Origin of the sequence: Streptomyces guryensis, assembly GCF_021261325.1 — a bacterium.
GTDB classification, from domain to species: Bacteria; Actinomycetota; Actinomycetes; order Streptomycetales; family Streptomycetaceae; genus Streptomyces; species Streptomyces guryensis.
On sequence record NZ_JAJSBI010000024.1, the window covers coordinates 64,380 to 76,744 of the forward strand.

Below are 12,365 nucleotides of genomic sequence, written 5' to 3' on the forward strand. Positions count from 1 at the left end.
TGTCGCCCCGTCCCTCCTGCCACAGTGAGTTTGATAAGACAGTTCTTCTGACGGTACCCCAGCATTGTGGCCCGAAGCCGCACGGAGCCGCTCGGACGGCTGTCGTTCCCGTCTCTGCATGCTCCAACGGCGCGAGACCCGCTGGGGTTCCCGATCGTCCTACAAAGACGGCCCTGCTGGCTCAGCCGCCGTAGACGTGGGGCGCGAGCGTACCGACGAACGGGAGGTTGCGGTACTTCTCGGCGTAGTCGAGGCCGTAGCCCACGACGAACTCGTTCGGGATGTCGAAGCCCACCCATTCGACGTCGATGGCGACCTTGGCGGCGTCCGGCTTGCGCAGCAGTGTGCACACCTTGAGCGACTCGGGCTCGCGGGAGCCGAGGTTGGACAGCAGCCAGGACAGGGTCAGGCCGGAGTCGATGATGTCCTCGACGATGAGGACGTGCTTGCCCTTGATGTCGGTGTCGAGGTCCTTGAGGATCCGCACCACACCGGAGGACTGGGTGCCCGCGCCGTACGACGACACGGCCATCCAGTCCATGGTGACGGGGGTGGACAGCGCTCGGGCGAGGTCGGCCATGACCATCACCGCGCCCTTGAGGACGCCGACGATGAGCAGGTCCTTGCCCGCGTACTCCGCGTCGATCTTCGCGGCCAGCTCCACCAGCTTCGCGTCGATCTCTTCCTTGGTGATGAGCACCTCTTTGAGGTCGGTGCCCATGTCTTTCGCGTCCACCCGCATCACTTTCGGTCGTCCCACCGCGGCCGCCCATCACCCCCCAAAGGGGGCAAGGTTTCAGCCTTGCCGAATCACCAGTCTGCCACCCTGGCGCTGGGCGACGACTTTGCCCGGGAGATTGATGACTCCCTGGCCGCGCCAGCCGGTGATCAGCCGGTCGACTTCCTCGATGTGGCGGGCGAAGAGGGAACCGGCGGGAGCCCCGGCCTCGATGGCCGCGCGGCGCAGGATGCGGCGGCGCACGGCGGGCGGCAGGGCGTAGAGCTTGGCGCACTCCAGGAGGCCCGCGCCGTCGCGTACGGAGGCTTCGGCCTGCCCGGCCCAGGAGTCGAGGGCGTCGGCGTCGTCGCGGGAGAGCTGGGCGGTGCGGGCGAGTGCCTCGACGACGCCCTTGCCGAGCGCCTTCTCCAGGGCGGGAAGGCCCTCGTGGCGCAGCCGGGAGCGGGTGTACGCGGGATCCGCGTTGTGGGGGTCGTCCCAGACGGGGAGCGACTGGACCATGCAGGCCTTGCGGGCGGTCTGCCGGTCGAGCTGGAGGAACGGGCGGCGGTAACGGCCGTCGGCCCCCGAGACCGCGGCCATTCCGGACAGGGAGCGGATGCCCGAGCCGCGGGCGAGGCCCAGCAGGACCGTCTCGGCCTGGTCGTCGCGGGTGTGGCCGAGCAGGACCGCGGCGGCGCCGTGGCGGACGGCCGCGGCGTCGAGGGCGGTGTACCGGGCGTCGCGGGCGGCGGCTTCGGGTCCCCCTTCGCGGCCCACGGTCACGGCGACGGAGTCCACCGGGTCGAAGCCCAGTTCGCGTAGGCGCAGGGCGACTTCGTCGGCCCGAAGGTCGGAACCGGGCTGCAGCCCGTGGTCGACGGTGATGCCGCCGGCCCGGATGCCCAGCTTGGGGGCCTCGAAGGCGAGGGCGGAGGCGAGGGCCATCGAGTCGGCGCCGCCGGAGCACGCCACGAGCACGAGCGGCGGCGAGGGGCGCTCGTGCGGGGTCGGTCGCGAGAGCCCGGGGGCCTCGGAGGTGGTCCGGTGGTCGTTGAGGATGTCGTGGAGGACGCGGCGGACCGCCAGGCGTATCGCCGCGACCGCAGGATGGGGACCCATGTCCGGTTCCCTTCATGAAGTTTTCGGGGGGTGAGCCCGAGTTCGGTCACTCAGAGTGTGTAGATGGTGACAGAACCGGGCCGTTCCCCGAGCATCGCACGCCTACCCATGGCTCACGGTCCCTCGGACGGGTGATTGGAGGGGCGTTCGCCTGCCGTCGGCCGGATTCGTTTCACGACCTTCCCACGGGGTTCACGACTCACTCTTGCGGTGCACCCGCGCGACCCAGTCCGCCGGTTTGGCGATCTCCGCCTTGGTGGGCAGGGTGTTGGGGGAGGTCCACACTCGGTTGAAGCCGTCCATGCCGACCTGGTCCACGACGGCCCGTACGAAGCGTTCGCCGTCGCGGTACTGCCTGAGTTTGGCATCCAGACCCAGCAGCTTGCGCAGGGCCATGTCCAGTCGGGAGGCGCCCTTCGCCCGGCGCTGCTGGAACTTCTCGCGGATCTCGGAGACGGACGGCACGACGGCCGGGCCAACCCCGTCCATCACGAAGTCCGCGTGGCCCTCCAGGAGCGACATTACGGCGGTGAGGCGGCCGAGGATCTCGCGCTGCGCCGGGGTCTGCACGATCTCGACGAAGGACCGCCCGCCGTCGTCCTCCTCGCCCTCGGGGCGACCGCCGGCAAGCGACTGGGCCGCCTCCCGGATGCGCTCAAGGACGGTCATGGGGTCCACTTCGGTCTCCCCCAAGAACGACTGGATTTCGCCCTCGAGGTGGTCGCGCAGCCACGGCACCGCGCTGAACTGGGTGCGGTGTGTCTCCTCGTGCAGGCAGACCCAGAGGCGGAAGTCGTGGGGCTGTACGTCGAGTTCGCGCTCCACGTGCACGATGTTCGGGGCGACGAGGAGCAGTCGGCCGCCGCCACTCGGTGGATCAGAGGGGCTCCCCGCGGGAAGTTCACGGGTGGCCGGCGCGAAGGTCTCGTACTGGCCCAGCACGCGGGAGGCCAGGAACGACAGCAGCATGCCCAGTTCCACGCCGGTGACCTTGCCGCCGACCGCGCCGAGGACCGCGCCCCCGGGGGTGTTGCCGCGCCGCTCCTGCATCTTCTCCAGCAGCGGCTTGAGGATCTCCCGGAAGCCCGCGACGTTCGCCCGGACCCAGCCGGGGCGGTCGACGACGAGGATCGGGGTGTCGTGGGTCTCCTCCGTGCCCATCCGGGTGAAGCCCCTGACGTGCTCCTCCGAGGCCTTGGCATGCCGGCGCAGTTCCGCGACGACGGCCCGGGCCTCGTCGCGGCTCACGTCGGGGCCCGGCCGCACGAGCCGGGTCGCGGTCGCGACCGCGAGATTCCAGTCGACCATCTCGGCACCACCGATGCTCGTCATGCGTCAACGGTACGTGAGCGTTCCCACTTGGGGCAGGCCGCGGAGGTCGGCTGCAGCGTGCGGCGGCTGTGGCTGCGCCCGGGGGTGGAGGCCGTGCCCACCCGTTCCGCCCCAGCGGAACGACTGCCCACGGCGGTAACAGCGGTAGCGTCAGGCCGACGGCAAGGCATCAGCTGCAGCCGCACGCCGCCAGTGCCGTGGCCGTCCGGTCCAGTGCCGACTGGGCTTCCAGGGCATTGGTCGTGTTCGAGGCCAGGAAGGCGAAAGCCAGCAGTCGGCCGTCCTGGTCGACGACCGTTCCGGCCAGGGTGTTCACGCCCGTCAGGGTGCCCGTCTTCGCTCGTACGACTCCTGCCGCTCCGCCTGTGTAGCGGCTGGTCAGGGTGCCGGTGAAGCCGGCCACCGGCAGGCCCGTCAGGACCGGGCGCAGTTCGGGCTGGGAGGGGTCGCCGGCCTTCACCAGCAGGGCGGTGAGCAGGTCGGCGGTGAGTCTGTCGTCCCGGTCGAGGCCGCTGCCGTCGTGGAACTCGGCGCCCTTGAGCGGGAGTTCGAGCTTCTGCAGGGCGCCGGCGATCGCGGACGCACCGCCGTCGAAGCTCACGGGCTTCCCCGATGCGGCGGCCGTCTGGCGGGCCAGGGCCTCCGCGATGTCGTTGTCGCTGTTGGTCAGCATGCGCTCGACCAGGGACGAGAGCGGGGGCGACGACACTGCGGCGAGGTTCTCGGCGCGGGTCGTCGCCTTGGACGGGCCGGGGGACGTGGTCCTGACGCCGTGGGCCTCCAGGAACGAGGCGAACTTGCGGGCCGCGTCCGCCGCCGGGTCCGGCACGCGGTCGACGGGGCCGCTGGTCGAGTCGTCCGTACGGCCCTCGTCGGCCATCAGGGCGCTCACGGGCGCGAGGTTGGGGTTGACGCCGATGGAGTGCAGTTCGGGCCCTGCGTACAGGGTGGTGTCGTAGGACAGCGTGACCTCCTTGATGCCGCGCTTCTTCAGGGCGGCCGCCGTCTTCTCGGCCAGGTCCGGCAGGCTCGCCCAGCCGTCGGCCTCCCCGTGCGCCGTCAGGGTCGGGTCGCCGCCGCCGACCAGGATGAGCTCCTTGGTGTCCGGTTCCAGGGCGGTGCGGGTGGTCAGGCGGTGGTCGGCGCCGAGCGTCGACAGCGCGGCGACCGCGGTGGCGATCTTCGTCACGGAGGCGGGGGTCTGCGCGATGTCGGCGCCCGAGCCGTAGAGGCGCCTGCCGGTGGCGACGTCGACGACCGCGGCGGTGTGCCGGGTGCCGAGCGCCGTGTCCTGCAGCAGGGGGCCAAGGACGCCGGAGAGGGCCGGGCCGGCCGGGGCCGACTTGACGGTGCTCATGGCGCCGCCCAGGCCGGTCAGGACGGATGCGGCGCTGGGGGCGGGGCGCGGTCCCCCGGCCGCCGTATCGCCTGAATCGGATGTATCCGGATTACGTCCGTGATCTGCGCCACCCGTGCGGTCCAGGGCGGCTGCACGGTCCGCCTCGGCCGTACGCTGACCGGTGGAGTCCCAGGGGCCGGCGGCGGTCGCCACGGCGACGGCCAGCGTCACACCGGCGGTGGCGGCGCCCGCGGTGTACTGCCAGGTCCTGACGGTCTTCGGCCATCTGATGCGGGTCGGCCGCACCCGTGCGAGCTGCGGTTTCGCAGCGTCCGCGGCTCGTTCGAGCTTCGGACGCACGGCTTGGGCGGCCCGTGCCAGACGCGGTCGGACGGCGTTCGCGGCCCGCACCACATGCGGCCTCGCGGCCCGCCAAGGCCTCAGCTCTGGCACGACCACCAGCCCCTTTCGCGATCACACACCTGCGTGAGGGACACTTAACCACCAGAACTATGTGTTGATCATGGAGGAGCCACCGGTGGAGTTCGACGTCACGATCGAGATCCCGAAGGGTTCGCGGAACAAGTACGAGGTGGACCACGAGACCGGTCGGATCCGCCTGGACCGTCGACTCTTCACCTCGACCGCCTACCCGACCGACTACGGCTTTGTCGAGAACACTCTCGGCGAGGACGGCGACCCGCTGGACGCGCTGGTCATCCTGGACGAGCCGACCTTCCCGGGCTGCTTGATCAAGTGCCGTGCGATCGGCATGTTCCGGATGACGGACGAGGCCGGCGGCGACGACAAGCTGCTGTGCGTGCCGGCGACGGACCCGCGCGTCGAGCACCTGCGCGACATCCACCACGTCTCCGAGTTCGACCGCCTGGAGATCCAGCACTTCTTCGAGGTCTACAAGGACCTGGAGCCCGGCAAGTCCGTCGAGGGCGCCAACTGGGTGGGCCGGGTCGACGCCGAGATCGAGATCGAGCGGTCGTACAAGCGCTTCAAGGAGTCAGGCGGCCACTGAGGCCTGAGTCGTCCAACGGGCCGTACGCGCACGCGTGCGGCCCGTTCGTGTTTCTGTGCGCATACTGGCCTAGCTGCACGCGTCGTACAGGGAGCGTTACTCAAGTGACGGAGGCGGAGGACCGCAAGCCGCAGTCGGACGAGGCCAGGGGCACGTTCGATCCAGAGATCACCTCGGAGTTCGCCATTCCGGCGGGGTTCGCCGCCCCCAGGGTCGTCGTCGAGCCCGAGACCACGTCCGAGTTCGCCGTCCCCGACGGACTGGACGTGCCGCAGGCGCCGAGCGCCGAGCCCGAGGGGTCGGCGTTCAGCACGCCGAGCACCTACAGCACCCAGCACGCTCCGGCCGCGTTCACGCCGGCGACCGGCATACCGGTGGTCAGCCTCACCAAGGACGTGCCCTGGCAGGACCGGATGCGCACCATGCTGCGGATGCCGGTGGCCGAGCGGCCCGCCCCGGAGCCGGGGCCGAAGGCGGAGGAGGGCGGTCCGGCCGTCCCGCGCGTCCTCGACCTGACCCTGCGCATCGGCGAGTTGCTGCTCGCGGGCGGCGAGGGCGCGGAGGACGTGGAGGCCGCGATGTTCGCGGTCTGCCGGTCCTACGGCCTCGACCGCTGCGAGCCGAACGTCACCTTCACCCTGCTGTCGATCTCGTACCAGCCGTCCCTGGTCGACGACCCGGTGACGGCTTCGCGTACCGTGCGCCGCCGGGCCACCGACTACACGCGGCTGGCGGCCGTGTTCCAGCTGGTGGACGACCTCAGCGACCCGGAGACCCACCTCTCGCTGGAGGAGGCCTACCGGCGGCTCGCCGAGATCCGCCGCAACCGGCACCCGTACCCGGGGTGGGTGCTGACCGGGGCGAGCGGACTGCTCGCCGGGGCGGCCTCCGTGCTCGTCGGCGGTGACTGGGCCGTCTTCATCGCGGCGATGCTCGGCGCGATGCTCGGCGACCGGCTGGCCTGGCTGTGCGCCGGGCGCGGACTGCCGGAGTTCTACCAGTTCACGGTCGCCGCGATGCCTCCGGCGGCCATCGGGGTCGCGCTCACCGCCGCGCACGTCGACGTCAAGGCGTCCGCGGTCATCACCGGTGGGCTGTTCGCGCTGCTGCCGGGGCGCGCGCTGGTGGCGGGCGTGCAGGACGGGCTGACCGGGTTCTACATCACCGCGTCGGCGCGGCTGCTGGAGGTCATGTACCTGTTCGTCGGCATCGTCGTGGGTGTGCTGGTGGTGCTGTATTTCGGGGTGAACCTGGACGCCAAGCTCAACCCCGACGCGGCCGTGCACATCGCCTCACGGCCCGGCTGGCAGATCGGGGCGTCGATGCTGCTGTCGCTGACGTTCGCCGTGCTGCTGCAGCAGGAGCGGGCCACCGTGCTCTGGGTGACGCTGAACGGTGGTGTCGCGTGGTCGGTGTACGGCGCGCTGCACTACTCCGGCAAGATCTCGCCGGTTGCCTCCACGGCTGTCGCGGCCGGGCTGGTGGGGTTGTTCGGGCAGTTGTTGTCGCGGTACCGGTTCGCTTCCGCGTTGCCGTACACGACGGCGGCGATCGGGCCCCTGCTGCCGGGGTCGGCCACTTACTTCGGGCTGTTGTCGATTGCGAAGAACCAAGTCGACAAGGGGTTGGTGTCGTTGGCCACGGCGGCGTCGTTGGCCATGGCCATTGCCATCGGGGTCAATCTGGGGTCGGAGATCTCGCGGTTGTTCCTGCGGGTGCCCGGCGGGGCTTCTGCGGCGGGGCGGCGGGCTGCGAAGCGGACGCGTGGGTTCTGAGCGCCTGACGGCCCGGGGCCTCGTGCGAGGCTGCGAGTGCAGGTCGGTTGTGGTTGATCGCGCAGTTCCCCGCGCCCCTGTAGGGCGCTTCAGTAACCCTGGTTGTACGGGTACTGCTGGTTCTGCTGGTCGTCGTACTGGCCCTGGTGGTACGGCTGCTGCTGTGGGTACTGCTGGGCGTAGTTCTGGTCCGGATAGTACGGCTGCTGCTGTTGGGGCTGCTGATACTGCTGGTGGTGGTAGCCCTGGTCGTCGGTGGGCGGGATGCGGCGGAGCTGGGTCGTCGCGTCGTCGATGGCGGGGGGCTGCTGCCGGTGCTGGGCCGGGGCGGGCGGCTGGGGGGTCTTCCTGGCCTTGGAGCGGGCGCGCAGGAACTCGATGATGATCGGGATCACCGAGACGAGGACGATCAGGATGAGGATCGCTTCGATGTTCTTGTTGACGAAGTCGATCTTGCCGAGCCAGGAGCCGAGCAGGGTGACGCCGGCGCCCCACAGGACGCCGCCGATGACGTTGAAGGTCAGGAACGAGCGGTACTTCATGCCGCTGACGCCGGCGATGATCGGCGTGAACGTGCGCACCACGGGTACGAAGCGGGCCAGGACCAGGGACTTGGGGCCGTACTTCTCGAAGAACTCGTGGGCCTTGACCACGTTCTCCTGCTTGAAGAGGCGGGAGTCGGGGCGGTTGAAGAGCGACGGGCCGACCTTCTTGCCGAACATGTAGCCGACCTGGTCGCCCAGGACCGCGGCGAGGCAGATCAGGGCGATGGCGGCCCAGAGCGGGAAGTTCAGCTGGTGGGTCGTGATCAGCAGGCCGGTGGTGAAGAGCAACGAGTCGCCCGGCAGGAAGAAGCCGATGAGCAGGCCCGACTCCGCGAAGACGACGAGGAGCAGGCCCCAGATGCCGAAGTTGTCCAGAAGGTAGTTCGGATCCAGCCAGCTCGGTCCGAGGGCAAGCGTCGTCACGGTTCCGGGCTCCTGAGGGGGTGGAGGAAGGTACGGCGTCCCTGTGCGGGCGCCCCAAAGCTATCAACGCAAGGTGTCCGCCCCAGGTTCCACCGGTGTCTCCAGGATGCACTGTGCGCCCGCCGTCACAAACCTGTGAGGCCCTGGCCCGGGAGTGGTCCCCCGGGCCAGGGCCTCACTGGTTTACGAGCTGTGGCGGGACGCGTTCGCCCGGATGGCGTCCCTGAGGTGTTCGGCGAGGCCCGGGTGCATGGCGTCGTAGAACGCCTTGAACCGCTCGTCGGAGACGTACATGTCCCCGAAGCACCGGTGCATCTCGTACGGGACCTCGAAGAAGTACCTGGTGACGTGCTGCCGGTGTTCCTCGGCCAGGTCCATGGCGGCCTCACCGGCGGGCTGCTCCCCTGCGGCCACCAGCTCGGCGTACCGCCGGCCCCAGTCGTCGACCTCGGCCTGGATGCGTTTCCAGTCCTCCTTGGTGTAGGTGGCGGCGCGGCGCTGCGACTCGACGTACGCATCGGTGCCGCCCCAGCGCTGTTCGGCCTCCTCGGCGTACTGCTCGGGGTCCTTGTCGCCGAAGACCTCGAACCGCTCCTCGGGGGTGAGGTTGATGCCCATCTTGCGTGCCTCCATGGCGTGCTCCACGGCCGCTGCCATCTTCTGCAGCTTCTCGATCCGGGCGGTCAGCAGCTCGTGCTGGCGGCGCAGGTGCGCGCGCGGGTCCGCGGCCGGGTCGTCGAGCAGGGCGGCGACCTCGTCGAGCGGGAAGCCGAGCTCCCGGTAGAACAGGATCTGCTGCAGCCGGTCGAGATCGGCCTCGCTGTAGCGCCGGTGGCCCGCGTGGCTGCGCTCGCTCGGGGCGAGCAGGCCGATGTCGTCGTAGTGGTGCAGCGTGCGCACCGTGACGCCGGCGAAGCCCGCGACCTGCCCCACGGAGTAGCCGTCCTGTCCTGCCGAGTGGCTCACTTCGTCCGCTCCCTTCTCGGTACGCACTCCACGGTGAGTCCTCACGTCGCGTGAGGTGCAAGCCGGATTCCTGGGCGGACCCCTCCGGATGTTTCGTCCGTCATGCCCGCTTATGGTGGGCCTGTGGCTCATGGCACCGCGCGGGCGTCTGCCGCCCCGGCCGCTCCCGCACGCGTTGTCGCCCATGATCCTCCCCGCTCTCGTCGTGGGCGCGGGCCTGCTGTTAGTCCTCTTACCGGCCGTTCACCCGGCGCCCGGTGTCGCCGCGGGCGTCCTGGGCATTCCGGATGCGACTGCGCGGCGGTGGAACTCCGGTCCGCCGGCACCCGTTCCCGAGAAGACACGAGGAGACGTCCATGCCGCTCCACAAAGGTCCCGAGAAGCCCGACGAGCGCCCGCTGTCGGTCAACCCCTTCTACGGGGAGGCCAATCCGGTCGGCGGCATGACCGAGGCGCCGCCCAAGCACCGGCTCCCGGATGCTCCCCTGCCGCCGATGACGGCGTACCAGCTGGTGCACGACGAGCTGATGCTGGACGGCAATGCACGGCTGAACCTGGCCACTTTCGTCACCACCTGGATGGAGCCGCAGGCCGGCGTCCTGATGGCGGAGTGCCGGGACAAGAACATGATCGACAAGGACGAGTACCCGCGCACCGCCGAGCTGGAGCGGCGCTGTGTGGCGATGCTCGCCGACCTGTGGAACGCGCCGGATCCGTCGGCGGCGGTGGGCTGTTCGACGACCGGTTCGAGCGAGGCGTGCATGCTCGCCGGGATGGCGCTCAAGCGGCGCTGGAGCAAGCGGAACCCCGCACCGGGCGCCCGCCCCAACCTCGTCATGGGCGTCAACGTCCAGGTCTGCTGGGACAAGTTCTGCAACTTCTGGGAGGTGGAGCCCCGTCTGGTCCCCATGGAGGGCGAGCGCTTCCACCTCGACCCGGAGGCCGCGGCCGCCCTCTGCGACGAGAACACCATCGGGGTCGTCGGCATCCTCGGCTCCACCTTCGACGGCTCGTACGAGCCCATCGCCGACCTGTGTGCGGCGCTCGACGCCCTCCAGGAGCGCACCGGGCTGGACATCCCGGTGCACGTCGACGCCGCGTCCGGCGGCATGGTCGCGCCCTTCCTCGACGAGGACCTGGTGTGGGACTTCCGCCTCCCGCGCGTGGCGTCCATCAACACCTCGGGGCACAAGTACGGGCTGGTCTACCCGGGCGTCGGCTGGGCGCTGTGGCGCGACAAGGAGGCGCTGCCCGAGGAACTCGTCTTCCGGGTCAACTACCTGGGCGGCGACATGCCGACCTTCGCCCTCAACTTCTCGCGCCCCGGCGCCCAGGTGGTCGCCCAGTACTACACGTTCCTGCGGCTGGGCCGGGAGGGCTACCGGGCCGTGCAGCAGACCACCCGGGACGTGGCCACGGGCATCGCCGAACGGGTGGAGGCGCTCGACGACTTCCGGCTCCTGACCAGGGGCGACGAGCTGCCCGTCTTCGCCTTCACCACCGCGCCGGGCGTGGAGTCGTACGACGTCTTCGACGTGTCCCGGCGGATGCGCGAGAGCGGCTGGCTGCTGCCCGCGTACACCTTCCCGCCGAACCGGGAGGACCTGTCCGTGCTGCGGGTGGTGTGCCGCAACGGCTTCTCCGCCGACCTCGCCGACCTGTTCGTGGAGGACCTGACCCGCCTGCTCCCGGAACTGCGCCGCCAGCCGCACCCCCTGACCAGGGACAAGGAGGCGGCCACCGGCTTCCACCACTAGGGCCGGTCCGGCACACCAGTCGGCTTCGCGGGCCCTGGCGCACCAGCTGCCCAGGCGCGCGAACCTCCGTACGGGGCCTGAACCCTGAGGGGACCGCCAACCTGAACCCTGAGGGGACCGCCAAGAGGACACGAGTCAAGGGCACCTCAGCGCGCGTCCCCCGGATGCCGCTCCCCGGTCGCGTACGGGTTCTCCTCGCCCTCGGCGAGGACGCCGACGAACGGTGCGCCCTCCCCCGCGAACGTGTAGGCCCCGCTCTCGATCCGGCCGATCAGCCCCTGGGTCCACTCGGCCTCGGCGTCGGCCGTGTGGACCCAGAGGTTCATGATCTCGCCGATGTGGCCGAGCTGTTCGGGGCCGTCGTCCGGGATGTAGTGCTCGGTCACGGCCCCCCGCCACTCCTCGATCCGCCGGATCCGCTCCTTCAGGAGCGCCACCGCCTCGCCGCGCGGCAGCTCGACGATGAAGCCGATGGACGCCGACTTGACGTCCATCTTCTGGTCGTACGAGGTCAGCGCCTCACGCAGCAGCCGGAAGAACTCCCCGGTGCCCCGGTCGGTGATCTCGTACTCCGTGCGCGGCGGGCCGCCGGCCGTGGACGGTGCGATCTCGTGCGCGTGCAGCAGCCCTTGCTTCGCCATCTGTTTCAGGGCGTGGTAGATCGAGCCGGGCTTGGCGTTGGACCACTCGTGCGCGCCCCAGTACTCCAGGTCGCCCCGCACCTGGTAGCCGTGGGCCCGCCCGTGCTGGCGGACCGCGCCCAGCACGAGGAGACGGATCGCGGACATGCCGCCCAGCCTATTGTCAATGGCTCAGCCGGCTTGCTCCAGGGCGACCAGTTCGAACGCCGTCTTCCCGTCGAGGGACTCGCGGATGATGTCGGCGTGGCCCGCGTGCCGGGCCGTCTCGCGGATCAGGTGCAGACAGAGCCAGCGCACCGAGACACGGCCCTCCGGCGGGAACCAGGGGTCGTTCGGGAGCGGGAAGGTGTCGTCGAGGCTCGGCACGGAGCGGATGTACGCCTCCGTCTCGGCGGCGACCCTCTCCCAGTACGCGAGCTGGGACCCGACGGTCTCGCCGTCGACGAGCTGGAAGGTCTCGTGCCAGTTGGTCTCGTCCCGCTTGACGGCCGCCGGCTCCTGCTTGGCGCGGGCGATCCATCCCTGCTCGACCTCGGCGACATGCTTGAGGAGACCGGAGAGGGACAGCTCGCTCGCACTGGGCTTGCTCGCGGCCTGCTCCTCGGTCAGCCCGAGCAGCGCCCGGCGGATGCCACCGCGCTGCTCCTCGATGAACGCGAGCAGCGCCCCGCGCTCGTCGCCCTGCGCCTCTGCCGGTACGTGCGTGACCATGACGTC

At 70.4% G+C, this 12,365-nt stretch carries 11 protein-coding genes; 3 read left to right on the forward strand and 8 right to left on the reverse strand.

The genetic code is table 11. The features are described 5' to 3' along the window. Window positions 1-181 precede the first annotated feature (181 nt). From hpt to dacB, 4 genes are all read right to left on the reverse strand, one after another. A complete protein-coding gene (hpt, locus tag LJ657_RS35705; protein WP_030043337.1) occupies window positions 182-742 on the reverse strand; it encodes a hypoxanthine phosphoribosyltransferase in 561 nt (186 codons plus the stop codon). A 54-nt stretch (window positions 743-796) separates the two neighbouring features. Beyond that, window positions 797-1,840, reverse strand: a complete 1,044-nt coding sequence (gene tilS / locus LJ657_RS35710) for a tRNA lysidine(34) synthetase TilS (protein ID WP_232653069.1) — start codon at window positions 1,838-1,840, stop codon at window positions 797-799. A 192-nt stretch (window positions 1,841-2,032) separates the two neighbouring features. After that, window positions 2,033-3,172, reverse strand: coding sequence for an Rv3626c family coenzyme F420 biosynthesis-associated protein (locus tag LJ657_RS35715; protein ID WP_232653070.1), 1,140 nt, complete (start codon window positions 3,170-3,172; stop codon window positions 2,033-2,035). A gap of 169 nt (window positions 3,173-3,341) precedes the next feature. Beyond that, window positions 3,342-4,970, reverse strand: coding sequence for a D-alanyl-D-alanine carboxypeptidase/D-alanyl-D-alanine endopeptidase (gene dacB, locus LJ657_RS35720; RefSeq protein ID WP_232653071.1), 1,629 nt, complete (start codon window positions 4,968-4,970; stop codon window positions 3,342-3,344). A gap of 79 nt (window positions 4,971-5,049) precedes the next feature. Here dacB and LJ657_RS35725 point away from each other — a divergent pair, with 79 nt between their 5' ends. Both LJ657_RS35725 and LJ657_RS35730 read left to right on the forward strand, forming a co-directional pair. Then, on the forward strand, window positions 5,050-5,541 hold the full coding sequence (locus LJ657_RS35725; RefSeq protein ID WP_030942583.1) for an inorganic diphosphatase: 492 nt from the start codon (window positions 5,050-5,052) through the stop codon (window positions 5,539-5,541). A gap of 104 nt (window positions 5,542-5,645) precedes the next feature. After that, the gene (locus LJ657_RS35730; RefSeq protein ID WP_232653072.1) at window positions 5,646-7,316 is read left to right on the forward strand and encodes a threonine/serine exporter family protein; all 1,671 of its coding nucleotides are present in this window, start codon (window positions 5,646-5,648) and stop codon (window positions 7,314-7,316) included. Between the two features lie 89 nt (window positions 7,317-7,405). On the opposite strand, the gene LJ657_RS35735 is transcribed toward LJ657_RS35730, so the two are convergent. Together LJ657_RS35735 and LJ657_RS35740 are read right to left on the reverse strand one after the other, a co-directional pair. Then, window positions 7,406-8,284, reverse strand: coding sequence for a DedA family protein (locus tag LJ657_RS35735; protein ID WP_232653073.1), 879 nt, complete (start codon window positions 8,282-8,284; stop codon window positions 7,406-7,408). 183 nt (window positions 8,285-8,467) lie between these two features. Then, on the reverse strand, window positions 8,468-9,250 hold the full coding sequence (locus tag LJ657_RS35740) for a MerR family transcriptional regulator (protein WP_232653074.1): 783 nt from the start codon (window positions 9,248-9,250) through the stop codon (window positions 8,468-8,470). A gap of 356 nt (window positions 9,251-9,606) precedes the next feature. Between LJ657_RS35740 and gad the strand changes: the two genes are divergently transcribed. Further along, window positions 9,607-11,007 carry a glutamate decarboxylase gene (gene gad, locus LJ657_RS35745; RefSeq protein ID WP_232653075.1) on the forward strand — a complete coding sequence of 467 codons (1,401 nt, stop codon included), beginning with the start codon at window positions 9,607-9,609 and terminating at the stop codon, window positions 11,005-11,007. A 146-nt stretch (window positions 11,008-11,153) separates the two neighbouring features. On the opposite strand, the gene LJ657_RS35750 is transcribed toward gad, so the two are convergent. Then, entirely contained in the window at window positions 11,154-11,795 is a 642-nt protein-coding gene (locus LJ657_RS35750; RefSeq protein ID WP_232653076.1) for a PadR family transcriptional regulator, read from the reverse strand. Between the two features lie 24 nt (window positions 11,796-11,819). Further along, window positions 11,820-12,359 (reverse strand): DinB family protein, encoded by a 540-nt coding sequence (locus tag LJ657_RS35755; protein WP_232653077.1) that lies wholly within the window; start codon window positions 12,357-12,359, stop codon window positions 11,820-11,822. Window positions 12,360-12,365: the final 6 nt, after the last annotated feature.

Coding starts and splice junctions, on each gene's coding strand:
- LJ657_RS35750 (WP_232653076.1), bottom strand. CDS start 11,795: ATGTCCGCGATCCGTCTCCTCGTGCTGGGCGCGGTCCGCCAGCACGGG.
- LJ657_RS35755 (WP_232653077.1), bottom strand. CDS start 12,359: ATGGTCACGCACGTACCGGCAGAGGCGCAGGGCGACGAGCGCGGGGCG.
- tilS (WP_232653069.1), bottom strand. CDS start 1,840: ATGGGTCCCCATCCTGCGGTCGCGGCGATACGCCTGGCGGTCCGCCGC.
- LJ657_RS35715 (WP_232653070.1), bottom strand. CDS start 3,172: ATGACGAGCATCGGTGGTGCCGAGATGGTCGACTGGAATCTCGCGGTC.
- hpt (WP_030043337.1), bottom strand. CDS start 742: ATGCGGGTGGACGCGAAAGACATGGGCACCGACCTCAAAGAGGTGCTC.
- gad (WP_232653075.1), top strand. CDS start 9,607: ATGCCGCTCCACAAAGGTCCCGAGAAGCCCGACGAGCGCCCGCTGTCG.